This is a genomic window from Streptomyces sp. NPDC059534 (assembly GCF_042743475.1).
GTDB lineage: Bacteria > Actinomycetota > Actinomycetes > Streptomycetales > Streptomycetaceae > Streptomyces.
This window is the reverse complement of the sequence record NZ_JBHWAQ010000059.1, coordinates 13,034-27,935: the sequence shown is the minus strand read 5'-3', so window position 1 is coordinate 27,935 and position 14,902 is coordinate 13,034. Positions and strand designations below refer to the sequence as shown.

Genomic DNA, 14,902 nt, shown 5'->3' with positions numbered 1-14,902 from the left:
CCCCACCGAACCAGGCTCCACCATCCCCGCAACGACCCGAGCCGAACATCGAATCGCTCTTGACTCCCGGACGGGGGAAGTCGTGCGACAGCCTCCCACCTGCCCGGCCAGTGCACCGAAACCCACCCGCCCCGGCCCAGGCAGACCACCAGGCCGCAAGAACACCCGGCCCGCCCCACGACATGACGTCCACACAGTCCGCAAGACCGATACCGCCACCTCCCGGAGCAAGAAGTCGACGACCCCACGACCTCGCCGCACGGGTTAAAGATTAAGTTAGGCGAGCGGTTCAACACCTTGACGGCGAAGAAGGTGGGCAAGACCCTGTCGTACCACTGGTCGTCTATGCAGACGGGCACCGATACCAAGCTGTGTGTCAAGTTCAAGGGCAGTGAGCGCATGGCCTGCGAGACGACGAAGTACATCGGGGACCGCAGCAACTTCTGACAGCCGACGAGCGCTTCCCTGCGTGACCATTCAGCAGCCCGCTGCCCGTGTGTGTCCGCCCCGACGAGCCGGGGCGGACACAGCCGTCTCAGCCGACGATGCGCACGACCGACAGGATGGGGCCCAGGTTGGCCTGCCTGGTGACCTCGACGATGCGGCCTGGCTTGGGGGCGTGCACGACGTAGCCGTGTCCGATCGCCATGGCGACGTGTTCGGGGCGGGAGGCGGAGCCGACGGCGAAGAGCAGGTCACCGGGCTGGATCGCGCTCGTCGGGACCAGGTGACCGTCGTTGATCTGTGTGTAGGTGGTGCGGGTGATCTCCTTGCCTGCTACTCCGTACGCCCGCTGTGTCAGGGAGGAGCAGTCGCACCGCTCGGACGGGTTGCTGCCGTGGGGGTTGGTGCAGCTGCCGCCCCACTGGTACATGGTGCCGAGCTGGCCGAGGGCCCAGCGGATCGCGGTCTTCACCTGCATCGGCGCGGTGGCCGGGATCTGGTAGCCCTCCGGCAGCGAGCCGGGCGGGATCTCCCCGAAGTCCACGTTGCCGCCACCCTGTCCGGCGCACCCTCCCGGGCCGAAATCTCCGCCGAGACCGGGCTGGCCCGTCATCGGGCCGACGGGAGCGGCGCCGAGGGTGGGGGCGATGGCCTGCTGGAGGGCGGTCGCGAGCGGCTCGTGCTTGGCGTACGCGTCGGGAAACCCGGACCGCTGAACCTTTTGGGCGGCCACGGTGACGGGCATCTGCTCCCAGTCCTTCATCTTCACCAACCCGTCGTAGAACTTCCCACTGGAGTAGACGGGGTCCATGATCTGCTCACGGGTGCCCCAGCCCTGGGAGGGCCGCTGCTGAAACAGGCCGAGCGAGTCGCGGTCGCCGTGGTCGAGGTTGATCAGGGTGGACTCCTGGAGAGCGGTGGCCAGGGCGACGACCTGGCCGCGGGCCGGCACCCGCTTCTGGATGCCGGTCGCGACGATGACCTTCGCGTTGGGGACCTGCTTCTTGGGCTCGGACAGGCCGGGCACGTTCACGTCGCCGCTCCGGGCAAGCATCTCCCTGACCGCGCGGGCTATCTCGGCGGTGTCCGGGTCGAGGCCGGGCTGGCCGCCGACAGGGCAGCTGGCTGCCGCCGCCGCGGCCTCGGCCTCGCTCTGGCCGAGGCCGGCCACGTGGGCTCCGACAGCGGCCAGCAGGACGAGCGCCAAGCCGAGCATGCCTGCAACGCCGGCCAGCCACCCCTTGAACTTCTTCTTCATGCGCGGCGCTGCCGACGGCGACGGATGTTCAACTCCCGCTCCTCGTTACGGCTGAGGGACGCGTCGCTGGGCCGCGGCGGGGTCGCGGTCGACGCGCGGCGTGTGCCGGGCTGCCGTGGGGTGCCGCGGTCCAGACGCTGCCGGAGCTGCTGCTGGCGCGGCGAGGCCGCCGGCTGGGTCGGGGCCTGGTAGCGGGGCTGATGGAGCCTCGTCGCCTGCGTGGCCGGGGGGTTGGGCTGATTCGGTGTGGTGGTGGTCGCCTGGCTGTTGCCGTTGACCAGGTGGGTTGCCGGTCCTCCCGGGAGCTGGTTCGCCGGGGTGCCGGGCGGCTGCGCGGGCGCGTTCTGCGGCGGTACGGGCGGTGTCTGGCCTGGGTGGCCGGCGTTGCCGGGCTGGGGCTGGGGCTGGGGCTGGGGCTGGGGCTGGGGCTGGGGCTGGGGCTGGGGCTGGGGCTGGGGCTGGGGCTGGCCCGCAGGCCGGGCCAGGCGGCCGCGGCCGCCGTTGACCCTGGACTGGATCCGATTCATCAAGGCGACGGTGCTGACGCTGGAGCTCGTGGCGTAGCCGAGGGCAGCGATCGGATTGCCCGAGGCGATGGTGATGCCCACCATCGCGGTACGGAGCGCCCCGCGGGTGACCTTGCGCGCGATGGACTGGTTCTTCGCCACCGGCGTCGAGGACGGTGTGAAGACCGACCCGTTGGTCCCGCCGATTCTTGCCGAGGACATCTTGGCGCGGAAGTTTGCGGCAGCCTGCTTCGACTTGACCGTGAGTGCCTTGCGCTTCTTGATCGCACCGATGCACACGATGTCCACAGTGAGGAAGCGCAACGTAAGTTCGTTGCCCCATTCCTGCTGCACAGGGTCGAGGACGGCCTGGACGATCAGGATGAGGACAGCGAGGCCGATGATGGAGGCGAGGAGCTGCCCGAGGGAGCGCAGGACGGATGCCGTCCAGTCCCACAGGTAGACGCGGCCGGCTCCGGGCATCAGCCCGGCCACGAGGGCGGGTTCGCCCCGTACTGCGTCCCAGGCGATGCGGCACTGCGCAACGAGGAAGCTGCCGGCGAGACCGGCGATCAGAACGGTGACGATCAGCGCGGCGACGAAAAGGAAGATCGCCCCGACGACCTTGTCCATGGACGCCCGCTTCGCGGCCTGTACGTCGCCCTGGACGCAGTCGTTTTCGAACTGCTCCATCGGCGGGTTGCCGAAGTGGTCGAGGGCCCACTGCTTAGCGAGGGGCATGGTCCAGTCGGTGATCGTCGCGCCGGTGGGGTCGATCCAGGCCCGGTAGCTGTTGTACTTCTTCAGCCGCTCCATCTGCTGGTTCAGCGCCCGGTCGTACGCGAGCTGCGTGATCTTGGTGGCGCTGTACTTCTCGGCACAGTTGCCTTCGAAGACCCGGCCGTACTGGAGCAGCATGGCCGGCTTGACGATGAATGCGTCCGTCAGCGCGTTGGTCAGCGGGCGGGAGAGTGCTCGGGTGCTGGCGGAATCTTCGTCCTCGGGCGCCTTTTCCTTCTCGCCCGGGTTGGCGTCAAGGATGATGTCGGCGACTTCGAGGGCCATGCCGCGGGCGGCGGCGATGGCGCCGTCCTGCTCCCCCAGCAGGAGCTGCGGGGGCGAGGACAGCAGCGTGGCGGTGAGCGCGGCGATCAGGATGGACAGTGCCGCGTCCCCCCACCCCTTGGCCCGGTCCCCGAAGAAGATGCGGGTGACGGTGACCAGGGCGCACACCGACAGGAAGAGGCTGGGTAGCCCCATCTGCAGGATGACCTGGGTGTGCAGGGAGTTGGCGACGGACAGGACCGGCGCCAGGAGCAGCTTGGCGAGGCCGAAGCCCAACGCCCAGACGATGAGCCAGCAGCAGAACGCGATGACCCACTTGGTGATCATGAAGCAGAGTTCGGTGATCAGGTTCTGGATGCCCAGGTCCCAGTCGGTCAGGCCGCCGGTGTCCGACTTCACGGTGTAGGCCGAGATCGGCAGGTTGCGCTCGTCGGTGACGTTGAAGACGGCCAGGACGCCGCCTTCGTTGGGCAGGAGCTTGCGCAGGCGCTCCTCCTCGGCCTTGAGGTATGCCTCCTGCATGTTGTCTGTGAACCGCTTGTTGAGGTCGGCGATGATCTTCTCGATCTCGGCGAGCTCCTCCGGGGTGGGCGTACGCGTGCCGGTTGGGTTCGGTCCGAGGGGGTTGGTCGGCGGCGGGCTGGTGGGCGTCGGGGTCGCGGACGGGCCCGGTTCGGCGAGGGCCGGCAGCGAGGTGAGCATGGTGAAGGCGGTGGCGGCGAGCGCCGCCACGAGCAGGGCGAGGCGCATGCGGGCTGTGCCAAGCAGGCGCAGCCGCTTCCACAGGGCGCGCGGAGTCCTCATGCCGCCGCCTGCTGGCTGGTCGGGGTGGTGTGGATGACGCGCTCGATCGCCCGGTCGCGGGGGATGAGGACCCGCATGAGGCCGATGCGGCCGGCCAGGTCGCGGTAGAGGCACTCCCCCGCGCGGGCCCGGCGCTGGTCGTCGGGCAAGCCGAGCGGCGAAAGGCCGCCGGTCACCAGGTCCAGCAGCTCGGTGTCGGTGGAGTCCACGCCGAGGAACTCGAGGCTGCGGGCGGCCAAAGGGCGGCTGGTCTGCCGGAAGACGAATCGGTGCGGGATGAGACCGCGGACGATGGCACCCTTCTCGCTGTCGGCCGGGCCGATGTCGTCGGCGTCGTGGCTGCCGACGTACGCGGCCGCGTTGCGTTTGCGGCCGTCGCGCAGCAGCTCCAGGAGCAGTTCCAGGCCCTCGTCGCTGGAGGTGAGCCACCAGCACTCGTCGAATACGGTGACCGCGAACTCGTCCCGGGAGCGCATGGCGGTCTCGCGGGAGACGGCGGCGATCAGGTACATCAGGGCTCGGCCCAGGACCTTCTCGAACTCCAGGCGCTGGATCCGGTGCTCGCTGGCAAGCTCGGACTTCTTCGGCAGAGCGAGCGAGGACACCAGGAAGACCACGCTGTCGGCGCGCTGGGTGTCGACGACCGGCAGTGTCTCGTCGAAGACAACGCGGGCCAGGTCCTTGCGGGAGACCGAGGCGAGCTTGCGGGCAAGGCCCTGGGCGGCCGTGTCACCGGCGCCGCGCGCGGTGAGCTCGTCCATCAGTGCGCGCATCGACGGCTCGGGCCGGGCCAGGACGGCCTGGACGGCCTCCGACAGAGCGACGCCTTCGAGGTCCATCGGCCGGACTCCGAGCAGCAGGGTGAGGAAGGACTCGGTGAAGCGGGCCGCGACCTGGGGGCTGTTCTCCTTGTAGAGACGCAGTGGGTCGAGGGAGACCTCGGCGGTGTGGTCGATGCGGATCAGCTGAGTGGTGCCGGGGCATGCCTTAGCAAAGCGGGCCCATTCCTGGTCCGTGGTGCGGTCGACGATGACGGCGCGGCCGCGGCTGCCGGGCCGGCCGAGCTGATGCCCGCGGGCAAGGACGTTGTAAACGGCGCTCTTCATGCCGACGGACTTGCCAGCGCCGAGCTCGCCGAGCCAGGCCATCGACGCGCTCGCGTTCTCGCGGGGACCGCGGGCGGGGTCGATCAGGACGGGGCGGGCGCCGCCGGAGGCGACCTGGAGGCCGTAGAGGCCACCCCGCTCGTCGCCGAGCTGGGAGCCGCACCAGGGCATGGCCATCGCGAAGTCGCGGGCGAGGAGGATCTGCGCGTAGCTGGCCATGACGCGAGGGGTACGGCAGCCGGGCAACATCGCCTGCCACAGGCTGCTCTGCTCGCCGGCGGGCCGGGAGAAGGTGTAGTCGGTGGAGCCGAAGTCGGAGGCGAGGGCGGCGGCGCGGTCCATGGCGTCGTCGGGGCTGGTGCCCCACACGGCGAGGGTGACCATGGCGCGGATCTCCACCTCGCGCCGGTTCGCCGTCAGCCGCTCGTGGTACTCCTCGTTGTCGGCCTGGTTGCGGGCGATGGCGGCGGGCGGGCCGGCCGGGTCGCCCTCGTACTCGGCGGCCTGCGCCTTCAGGTGCCGCGCCCGCTTGCGGACCTTCGGCTCGGCCTTCGAACCGGGCACGATGACCAGACGGGCGGTCCAGTCGACGGGGTAGGCCAGGTCGTCGAGCTGCTGAAGGTAGGCTGCCCCGGGCAGGGCGAACGCCTCGGGCATCTCGCTCAGGGCCAGGAGTGCCTGGTAGGAGTCTCCCAACTCGCTGGACACCTGAAGGAACCGCCGCGCGAAGGGGTTGGCCGGCAGCGCGGGACCGGTGTTGAAGTCGGCGCCGCCCTCGCCGACGAGGATCTCCCCCAGCGCCGCGATGTTCCGGCCCCGGCCGCGGACTGGGGTCTCGGTGCCGTCAGGCAGGAATGGCTCCGCGAGCCCGCGGCGCGCGCTGTGGCCGTAGATCCACAGGATCTCCGCCTCGGACGCCAGCCGCATCGACACACCGGTCGGCCACTGGGCCTGGATCCGCTGGGCCTGCTCCAGGCGCCGCTGCACCTCCGCGTCGGTGACGACCGCGGGCATCAGACCGAGCTGCAGGGAGACCTCCGCCCGCGCCGCCCGGAACGAGGACATCACCGCGTCCTTCTGCGACAGCGGGGGAAGCGGGAGCGCGAGCCAGTCCGTGCGGCCCGTCAGCTCCATCGTCTCCAGCTGGTCCAGGACCGCATGCCCGAGGCTCTCGTAGCGGGGCGCACGCTCCAGGTCGATGTCGTCGACCATGGCGCGCACCACCGCGGTCGGGTCGATCTGCGGGCACAGCGACAGCAGCATCGGCTCGCCGGTGAGCGCCTTGAACAGGCCCTCCAAAGCCTTCAGGCGACGCTTCTTCACGACGGCCGGGGCGTGGGAGTAGTTGGTCGCGGCAACGCGCCACACCGCCCAGACGGTGCCGTGGGTGGTGAAGATCAGGTTCTGCTGGACGTGCCGGATCGGCAGGCGCATCGTCAGTTCTCCAGTCAGGTACGAGTCGTGGAGGCGCGGCGGGCGAGGAGGGCCTGCACCCCCGAAGCCACCGGCGCGGCGGGCGCCGAAGGCCCTTCGGCTGCCGGCGGCGCGGCGTCGGGTACCGCGGGCCGGGGCCGGGTCTGCTGCGGCCGGGGCTCCGGTGCGGGGGAGGTGATCGCCGGGGCGGTGGCTTCGGCGGCCTGTTCGTCGGCGGGCAGGTGGATGCGGGTGTCGCCGCGGGTGGGCCGGGTCGGTCGGTAGGTGCGGCCGCGGAGCTGGCCGCGCCGGGGCGCGGCCAGCATCAGGGCGATGCTCAGCAGGGCGGCCACGGGGTTGCGGCCGTCGATGTGCAGGTGGCGCAGCACGAATGCGACCACGGCAGGCAGGACCAGGAGGACGGCGACGTCGAGCCAGCCGTGGCCGCCCCACAGGGGGCGGGTCAGGATCAGGCCGGCGACGGTGGCGACGATCCCGGCGAGCTGGGTCAGGGTGTAGGGGCCGCCGGGCAGCCGGATCCCCCGGCCGCCGTTGACGTCCCTGATCACCCCGTGGACCAGGGGCGCGCGCCGCGACTTGGTGTAGCAGCGGCCGATGAGCTCGAAGTCCAGCTCGCTCTCGGCCCCGTGGGCGCTCACTGGTCCATCCGGGACAGGCTGCCGCCGCCGCTGTAGTTGGTGATGTCCTCGGTGGTCTTGTCCTTGAGCGCGCCCATGTTCGCGGACAGGCCCCAGACGATGCCGGCGAAGATGACGGCCATGATCGTCGGGCCGGGTGCCTTGGTCTTCCAGCCGACGACGATCACGAAGATCCCGCACAGCACCGGGATGGCCACGTTGAAGATCAGGCTCTTGACGTCGTTGCCGAGGCCGGTGCCGGTCTGGATCCAGCCGGCGGCCAGCGTGATGGTTTCAGGCATGCTCGTGCTCCTTCTAGGAGGTGGGGGTGGCGCCCGGACCCGGGGCGCCGGAGACGGCCGGGGCCGGAGTCGGCGGCGTGAGGGCGGGGGCGCCGTCGAGGCTGGCGATCTCCCAGCGACCGGCGCGGGCCTTGAGGGTGAGGGCGTAGGTGAGCGGGAGACGCACCCCGTCCTGGCCGGTCGCCCGGAGGGTGACGAGCAGGCGCAGGGTGGTGCCGTCGCCGGGGACGGAGACGACCAGTTCGCCGCCGCTCTCGCCCTCGGCGGCGAACTGGTCCACCGCGATGCCTGAGCACGGGGCCGGGGACGGCGCGGTCAGGCGGGTGCCGGGTGCGAGGTAGCGGTCGAGCTCGGCACCGGCCTTGGTGAGGTAGGCGGTCAGGAAACTGGTGACGGCCTGGGTGCGCGGGTCGGTGGGCAGCGCCGGGTGCATCGCGCCGTAGACAAGCTCCGGGGTCTTGGCCCGCTCAGGTGCGGCGACTTCGGCCGGCAGCGCGAGCGCGGTGTACGCGGTCGCTCCCCCGGAGCCGGGAGCCGTAGCCACGGGCACCTGGAAGTAGCGCACCGTGGCGGTTGCGGCCGCCGGGCTCGGGGAAGCGCCCGGTTGCGTGGACGGCGTGGCCGACGGCGTCGCGCCGGTGACGCGGGCCGCGACCGTGACCGACCAGACCGAGGTGTCGGTCTGGCGGAGCCGGACGACGGTCAGCTGCTCGCTCCGGCGCTGGCCGGAGACTCCGTCGAGCTGGAGGTTGCTGGACGGCGGGTAGTAGGCGGCGAGCTTGGGCTCGTCGCCGCGGCCGGCTGACAGGTAGGCGGCGACGAAGAGGCTCGCGAAGCCCGCCGCGCCCTGGCCGCCGCTCATGGCCGGTGCGGCCGGTGCGGTCTTTGGCGCTGGCGCCGCAGGTGCCGTGGGCACCGAGAGGAAGGCGAGTGCGCCCAGGAGCGGCCCGAGGGCGATCAGGCCCCAGACGAGCCAGCGCAGCATCGCCGTGGAGTTGGCCTGGGCGCCGGTCGACCAGCCGCCGACCCGTCCGGTGGTCTGCTCGGCCTCGGCTGCTCGGACAGTCGGTGACTGCTCGGCCAGTGCGCTCTGGTTCCGGCGGCCGGTGAGGCTCATGCCGCTCCCCCGGCCGGGCGCAGCGTGTGACCGGCCAGCTCGGCGATCCGATTGCGGAGTTCCGCTTCGGGCCGCCGTCTCAGCGCGGCGAGCGAGGCGAGGACGGGCTCGGCGTCCTCGTCCAGGAAGGCGCGGAGCTTGTCGTGGGTGCCGGTGTCGAAGGGACGGGCGACGAGTGCGGCGCCCAGGTGGATGAGCAGACGCTGGGCGCGGGTGACGCGCTCCTCGTCCGCGTCCAGCGACTGTGCGGCGGCGGGTGTGGTCAAGACGCATCTCCAAAGGGGGGAGCGGACGGTGGCCGGGGCGGTGGTCCGGTTCATGCCGCGCCCGCGGCCGCGGGCTGGAGGGATGCTGTGAGGCGGGCCCTGGCCCGCGAGCGCCGGCGCTGCCAGGCGCTGGCTGTGGTCTCGGCGCGGGCGGCGGCCTCGGCGTTCGGGATGCCGCCGCTGATGTGGTGCCAGGCCAGCGCCTGAGCGTCCGCGGTCGACAGCGCGCCGTCGCGCACCGCGTCCAGGAGGAGCTCCAGGAGCTCCAGCCGGTCCGGGGCGGTCGCGGCGTCGTCGGCCGGGCCCGCGTAGAGGCCGGCTTCCGCGGCGGCCGCGCGCACGTTGCGGGCGCGGGCGATCTCGTACGGGCCCGGCGACCGGTCGGCGATCCGCTCAGCGGCTGCGAGGTCCTCCCCCGCCGGGCCCTGCTCGGCGGCGAGCTCGGCCAGGACCCGACGCAGGGTGTCCAGCGTCAGGTTGGCGGCGGGCCGGCCGAGGCGGAGGTGGATGCGGCTGGTGCGGGCGACTTCGTAGAGGGCGGTCACGGTCACGTGACCGACGGCGTCGCGAGTGCGGCCGCCGGTCACGCGGACCTGTCCGCGGGTGATGCGGAAGACGGCGGGGAGCATCGCCTGGACGATGACGCGGCCGGCGAGGATGGCCGATCGGTCACGGCCGGCAGCGCGCTGCAGGAGGACCCGGAGGACGGCATCGGTCAGCGCATCGGTCACGCCGTCGGCCGTCGGACGGAGGACGGCGAGGAGCTGCTCGGGCGTCAGGGAGCCGGCCCAGGAATCGGTCACGGCCGCGATGCCGTCGGTCAGGTGGCCATCGGTCACCCAGTCGGTCACCGCCTGACGCAGGGCAGGGTCCGCGCACAGCGCGGCCCAGTCGGCGTCCAGCCGGTCGAAGTACCCGCCGTCGGCGGCGGGGTGCGAAGCGTCGTGCACGGCACGTCTCCTTTCGGATCTCGTGCCGTACACACTCCTCAGCCGGGCTTGCCCGAAGGCTTGTCCGCAGCCCTAAAAGCGCAGATGGGAGGCTTGCCCTCTAGCTGGGCAAGCCTCCCGTGACCGATTGGGCAAGCCTGGTGGGGGGTTGGGCAAGCCCCTCGTGACCGGTCCATGCAACTCTGGGCAAGCCTCCCTGGGGGGGGCAAGCCTCGGGATGTCGCCGCGGCTTGCCCAGGAGGCTCGGGGTGAGGACGCGGGCGGATGGGTGACCGATGACCGCAGACCGGTCATGACCGGTGACCGATGGGGCCCTGATCGGTCACCGGTCACGCGGCCCGGCATCGGTCACGGGGCGGGTCGGCTATCGGTCACGAGCCCGGCACAGTGGATCCGATCCTCGGTCACGGGATCGGTCACACGCGGATCGGTCACGGCCGGACAGCTGCCTGGGCAGGTCGGTGACGATGACGGGTGACCGGTCACTGAGCATTAAGCGGAACGCCGGTCAGCTGCTGCCGACGGAGCGGAGGCGCGCCCGGCCCTGCTGCCGGCGCACCTCCTCCAGGTGCTTCTGGGCATCGAGCACGCGGCGCTGACCCGTCTTGGGAGAGACTCCCAAGCGTCGGCCAACCTCGGCTCCCGACAGCCGCGTCCCGCTCTCTTCAGCCTCCACCAGCCATGAGGCCACCAGCTCGATCTGGCGCTGAATCGGATCCGCCTCGGCCACGTCTTCGTCGGCCTGCTGCTGCGGCACCCGGGCGGTCGCCTCACCCGACGCGGCCACCTCGGCCACCCAGTCCTGTCGATCCGCTCCTGCCGACGCCGCAAGGACAGGCTGTTCGAAGAAGGGGCTCGAGGGGCCGGCCGGGCCGACATCAACCACCGAGGCCCTCGGCCCGGGCACTGCTGCGGCAGGAAGGGGCACAGGTTCTACCGGGGGCTCGGCCATGCTGCGCAAGTCCGCCAGTTCCCCGAAGAACGGGTGCGGCTCCCCCGCGCCGAACGGTTGCTCCTCGTAATCCGGAACCGGGGCGGTCAGCTCGTCGCCCACCGGCGGCTCAGCCGGTACGGAGGCATCGTGCAAGGCCCTCTCCAGCTCTGCTGCCTGAAGCTCGGCGAGCACCGGCTCCAGCAGGGTGTCAGGAAGGAGACCGCCGGTGTCCTGGTCGGTCAGGCCATAATCCCGCGAGAGGAACGCCGCGAACTGCTCTGCGGACGGGACCGTGCCGTACTGCGCCACGAAGTCCAGTCCTGCCTGCGTCAGGTCGACGGTGACAGGCCCGGGCGCCTCACCCCAGGCGTTGGGAGTCGCGCCCACGGGCTCGGCTGGCGATTCCGCATTCCGAGAGGGGGCGTCTGCGACCCGGGGCTGGGCAGTCGCCGGTAGCTCGGGCACGTAGGCCGCCGGAGCTACCAGCTCCGGCTCAGCCGCGGCCTCGCGTTCGGGTATGTGCGCAAGCTCGGGCTCAGGGCGAGAGATAAGGACTGGGCTCAGGCCGGCGGCGGTCAGCCCGGCGGAAGCGGTCTGCGCGAGCGGGACGCCGATCCGGGCTAGCCGCAGCGGCATCAGCGCCTCCACGGGGGCCTTGCGCCGCCACGCACGGCCGTACCGGGCCTGGAGGCGGGCCTGGTAGATCAGCCGCTCCTGCTCCAGCTTGATGACCTGCTCGTACGAGCGGAGCTCCCAGAGCTTCATCCGGCGCCACAGCCGGAACGTGGGGACCGGGGAGAGCAGCCAACGGGTGATCCGCACACCCTCCATGTGCTTGTCTGCCGTGATGTCCGCGATCCGGCCGACGGCGTGCCGCGCGGCCTCGACGGCCACCACGAACAGGACCGGGATCACCGCGTGCATCCCGATACCCAGCGGATCCGGCCAGGCGGCCGCGCCGTTGAACGCGATCGTCGCCGCCGTCAGCACCCAGGCGGTCTGGCGCAGCAGCGGGAACGGGATCCGCAGCCACGTCAGCAGCAGGTCGAGGGCGAGCAGGACACAGATGCCCGCGTCGATGCCGATGGGGAAGAAGTACGAGAAGGTGCCGAAGCCCTTCTGCAGGGCAAGCTCACGCACGGCGGCGTACGAGCCCGCGAAACCGATCCCGGCGATGACCAGCGCACCGGCGATCACTACACCGATCAGAGTCTTGTGCGTCCGTGTCAGCTGCACCGCGGCCACCCGCGATCCCCTCCCGTTCAGTTGCGACGGTCAGCCGAGTGCCCGGCTGACGTCTGTAAAAGTCCACTCACACGAGGGGCGGCCCTGTCTCAGCAGTAGCCGGAGACTAGGCCGCCCTCCTCGCATGTCAGTCCTCTGCGAGGAGCTTCGCCAGGGTCTGGCGGTTCTCGAGGGACATGTACTGGCGTGCCAGGCGGCTGAGAGCCTGAGGGTTGTGCCACGGAAGGCTGGAAGCTGACTCCACTCCCCCGCCGTGCACGTTCGCTGCGCTGGGTCGTTCCGGCTGCGACTCGCGCTCGCCACTGATAACGCCGTTATCAGCCGGGACTCGGGCCGCGCCGGATGCGACCCGGCTTGGGATGCCGATAACGCCGTTATCACTGTGCGGCTGCTCCGTTTCGGCGGGCGGGACGAGCGTGCTGGTGATAACGGCGTTATCACCTTGCGGTGCGGGGGAGTTCTGCACCGGGGGCTTCTGCCGCTTCTCCTGGGCCTGCTTGGCCCTGGCATCTGCCGTTGCTCGCTGCTCAGCAGGGCCCAGCTTGCCGAGCCCGCGGACGTGCTCGACCTTGCGCACTCCTGCCTCGAGATCGGCCTGCAGCTGCGGATCGAGCTGGAGCAAGGACAGCCGCTGCGAGATGTACGGCTGTGTCACTCCGAGCCGCTTGGCTGCCTTGTGCTGAGACCCGTAGAAGCTGACCAGGGTCTTGAGGGCCTGCGCCTCCTCCAGGTCGGACAGGTTCTCCCGCTGTGCGTTGGCCACGAAAGCCGACTCCAGCAGCACCTCGTCGGTGGAGACGCGGTCGTCGTCGACGGTGACCTTTATCGAGGCGAGGCCCGCCTCCTTAGCGCCGGCCAGGCGGCGGTGGCCGTCGACGACGACGTACTCGACGCCCGGTTCCAGCTCGGAGGCTCGCTCCGGCCTGTCTCGCAAATACGCATCGACAGACGCCACTGTGATCGCCTGGATCTGGCCGACTTCCAGGAGGCTGGACGCCATACCCGAAATGTCACCCAGGGTCTCCCGCGGGTTGTCAGGGTTGCCACTGATCAGTGACAGGTCGAGAACGGTGGGGTCCCCACCGAACGCGGCGTCCGTGAGCTGGCGGCGCAGGCTGCGGGCCTGGCCTGCTCGGGCGAAGGAGGACGAGGAGCCGAGCTGGTCGCGCTTGCTCATGAGATCTCCCTGGCGATCTGCCGCATGTTCTCCGACTGATCACAGTGTGGTGCGTAAGCCAGCAGCGGGCGGTGCATGCGCACCGCTTCCCTCTGTTCCTTCAGATCACCGATGACGGCCAGCACCTTCGGGTCGCCGAGCTCACGCCACTCCTGCAGTGAGGAGGTGGCGACGAAGCCGCGGCGGCTGTCGTAGAGGTTGACCACGAGCCCCAGGTACTCGATGTCCAGCCTGAGGTCATCGCGAAGGGACTCGATCTGGTCTGCCAGCATTGTGTACGCGGTGGCGGATGAGTCTTCGGCGAGCACGGGGATGACCATGCCGGAGATCCCCTCGCGTTCGCCCTGGCGCCGGCGGCCGTAGTAGATGGCGGCGTCTGTGGCCATGCCGAGGCTGGGCGGGCAGTCCACGACGATGGCGTCGAAGTCCTTCTCCAGTGGCTGCAGGGCACGCTCCAGGGCGGCTTCCTTGTTGCGCATTCGCGAGACAGCGATCTTGGCGTCGAGAAGGAAGCCGTCGGGGCAGGCGGGCAGTACGTGAAGCCGCTTTCCGAAGCGCGGCTCCTCGATGGTGACGACGAGGTCCCGAAGGTCGCCCTTGCCTTCGCCGCACATGTGCAGCACAAGGCTGTCCGTTCCCGGAGGGATCTGACCGACGCCGAGCTGGTCGCTGAGGTGGCCCTGAGGGTCGTAGTCAACGAGGAGGACGGACATGCCGTCCTCGGCCAAGGCTTCGGCGATGCCGGCAGCGACAGCGGTCTTGCCGACGCCGCCCTTCTGGTTGATGACGATCTTCCGCTGGGCGATGCCACTGACCGGGCGATGCCTGGGGGAGGGGTGGGTGTCCAGCCACAGTTGGATGGACTGGGCGAGACCCTGGACGAAGGGGATACCGCGCGTGGAGCAGGCGTCTTTGAGCTCCTTCCACTGTCCCTGTGGCAGCCACGTTGAGAACGGCGTGGCGCCGGTGGTGTCAACGGGGGAGCAGTCGGCACCCGCAAGCCAGGCAGTGATGCCCTCGGACGTTGCGTCCTGGATGTCGATGCTGAGTTCGGCAGCGCGAACCTTCAGTTCCTGGCGGAGCTTTGACGGCAGCTTGGAGACAGTTTTCTCTCTGTCTCCACTGGGGCTGGGAGTGACCATGAGGTTAGCTTACTAACTTCTGCCCCAGGAAGGTGTAACGCCCGGTCATTCCGCGTGTCAGATGGGCAAATCCGGCAGATCGTCATCCGGCTCTGCGTCCCGTATGCCTGGGCTGGGACCGCTCCCGTTTGTGGAGCATCGGCTCCGTTGTGGAGAGTGAGATGCTCATGCGTTGGTGATAACGCCGTTATCAGTTGGTGAAGGTGGCCCAGCGGCACCGTGCCGGAGTGGCCCCCAGGGCAGGCATCTCGTCGGGCCCTGCGCAGGCGCCGAGCGGCCGTCGTGTCGTGGTGCCTGGGTGAGGCGTACGTAGGGGGATGACGCCCCAGGACCGACGCCCCTTGAAGACACGTCCAGCTTCTCAATGGCGCGGGGCCCGTCCTCGTATGGACAGCTGAGTGCAGCTCAATGGGCAGGCCCTAGGCGCGATCAGGGCGCTGGACTCTTTGAACTGTCCGAAGAGTCTCGCGGCAGCGCCGGCAGCAAGCCCATGAGAAGGGCCCCGACGTGATTGGAGATTTCCCAGCACCCGAAG

The 14,902-nt window shown here is 70.4% G+C and carries 12 protein-coding genes; 1 reads left to right on the top strand and 11 read right to left on the bottom strand.

Annotation, left to right across the window (positions count from 1 at the left end; genetic code table 11):
- Positions 1-297 precede the first annotated feature (297 nt).
- Positions 298-447: a hypothetical protein gene (locus ACFVZH_RS37080; protein ID WP_384904552.1), complete on the top strand. Its 150-nt coding sequence runs from the start codon at positions 298-300 to the stop codon at positions 445-447.
- Positions 448-535: 88 nt separating this feature from the next.
- Here ACFVZH_RS37080 and ACFVZH_RS37075 read toward each other — a convergent pair whose 3' ends face one another.
- From ACFVZH_RS37075 to ACFVZH_RS37025, 11 genes are all read right to left on the bottom strand, one after another.
- Positions 536-1,702 carry a C40 family peptidase gene (locus ACFVZH_RS37075; RefSeq protein WP_384904551.1) on the bottom strand — a complete coding sequence of 389 codons (1,167 nt, stop codon included), beginning with the start codon at positions 1,700-1,702 and terminating at the stop codon, positions 536-538.
- On the bottom strand, positions 1,699-4,077 hold the full coding sequence (locus ACFVZH_RS37070) for a hypothetical protein (RefSeq protein WP_384904549.1): 2,379 nt from the start codon (positions 4,075-4,077) through the stop codon (positions 1,699-1,701). The genes ACFVZH_RS37075 and ACFVZH_RS37070 overlap by 4 nt, the downstream gene beginning before the upstream one ends.
- The gene (locus tag ACFVZH_RS37065; protein WP_384904547.1) at positions 4,074-6,617 is read right to left on the bottom strand and encodes an ATP-binding protein; all 2,544 of its coding nucleotides are present in this window, start codon (positions 6,615-6,617) and stop codon (positions 4,074-4,076) included. The genes ACFVZH_RS37070 and ACFVZH_RS37065 overlap by 4 nt, the downstream gene beginning before the upstream one ends.
- Before the next feature lie 14 nt (positions 6,618-6,631).
- Complete coding sequence (locus tag ACFVZH_RS37060; protein WP_384904546.1) at positions 6,632-7,255, bottom strand: hypothetical protein; 624 nt, start codon at positions 7,253-7,255, stop codon at positions 6,632-6,634.
- Positions 7,252-7,536, bottom strand: coding sequence for a hypothetical protein (locus tag ACFVZH_RS37055; protein ID WP_384904544.1), 285 nt, complete (start codon positions 7,534-7,536; stop codon positions 7,252-7,254). Before ACFVZH_RS37055 ends, ACFVZH_RS37060 begins: the two co-directional genes overlap by 4 nt.
- A gap of 13 nt (positions 7,537-7,549) precedes the next feature.
- Entirely contained in the window at positions 7,550-8,653 is a 1,104-nt protein-coding gene (locus ACFVZH_RS37050; RefSeq protein WP_384904542.1) for a conjugal transfer protein, read from the bottom strand.
- Positions 8,650-8,919: a hypothetical protein gene (locus ACFVZH_RS37045; protein WP_384904540.1), complete on the bottom strand. Its 270-nt coding sequence runs from the start codon at positions 8,917-8,919 to the stop codon at positions 8,650-8,652. Before ACFVZH_RS37045 ends, ACFVZH_RS37050 begins: the two co-directional genes overlap by 4 nt.
- 50 nt (positions 8,920-8,969) lie before the next feature.
- The gene (locus ACFVZH_RS37040) at positions 8,970-9,869 is read right to left on the bottom strand and encodes a hypothetical protein (RefSeq protein WP_384904538.1); all 900 of its coding nucleotides are present in this window, start codon (positions 9,867-9,869) and stop codon (positions 8,970-8,972) included.
- 508 nt (positions 9,870-10,377) lie between these two features.
- Positions 10,378-12,048, bottom strand: a complete 1,671-nt coding sequence (locus ACFVZH_RS37035; protein WP_384904536.1) for a DUF2637 domain-containing protein — start codon at positions 12,046-12,048, stop codon at positions 10,378-10,380.
- A 127-nt stretch (positions 12,049-12,175) separates the two neighbouring features.
- Positions 12,176-13,225 (bottom strand): ParB/RepB/Spo0J family partition protein, encoded by a 1,050-nt coding sequence (locus ACFVZH_RS37030; RefSeq protein ID WP_384904534.1) that lies wholly within the window; start codon positions 13,223-13,225, stop codon positions 12,176-12,178.
- Complete coding sequence (locus ACFVZH_RS37025) at positions 13,222-14,367, bottom strand: ParA family protein (protein WP_384904533.1); 1,146 nt, start codon at positions 14,365-14,367, stop codon at positions 13,222-13,224. Before ACFVZH_RS37025 ends, ACFVZH_RS37030 begins: the two co-directional genes overlap by 4 nt.
- Positions 14,368-14,902 lie beyond the last annotated feature (535 nt).

Coding starts and splice junctions, on each gene's coding strand:
- ACFVZH_RS37075 (WP_384904551.1), bottom strand. CDS start 1,702: ATGAAGAAGAAGTTCAAGGGGTGGCTGGCCGGCGTTGCAGGCATGCTC.
- ACFVZH_RS37070 (WP_384904549.1), bottom strand. CDS start 4,077: ATGAGGACTCCGCGCGCCCTGTGGAAGCGGCTGCGCCTGCTTGGCACA.
- ACFVZH_RS37050 (WP_384904542.1), bottom strand. CDS start 8,653: ATGAGCCTCACCGGCCGCCGGAACCAGAGCGCACTGGCCGAGCAGTCA.
- ACFVZH_RS37065 (WP_384904547.1), bottom strand. CDS start 6,617: ATGCGCCTGCCGATCCGGCACGTCCAGCAGAACCTGATCTTCACCACC.
- ACFVZH_RS37025 (WP_384904533.1), bottom strand. CDS start 14,367: ATGGTCACTCCCAGCCCCAGTGGAGACAGAGAGAAAACTGTCTCCAAG.
- ACFVZH_RS37055 (WP_384904544.1), bottom strand. CDS start 7,536: ATGCCTGAAACCATCACGCTGGCCGCCGGCTGGATCCAGACCGGCACC.
- ACFVZH_RS37030 (WP_384904534.1), bottom strand. CDS start 13,225: ATGAGCAAGCGCGACCAGCTCGGCTCCTCGTCCTCCTTCGCCCGAGCA.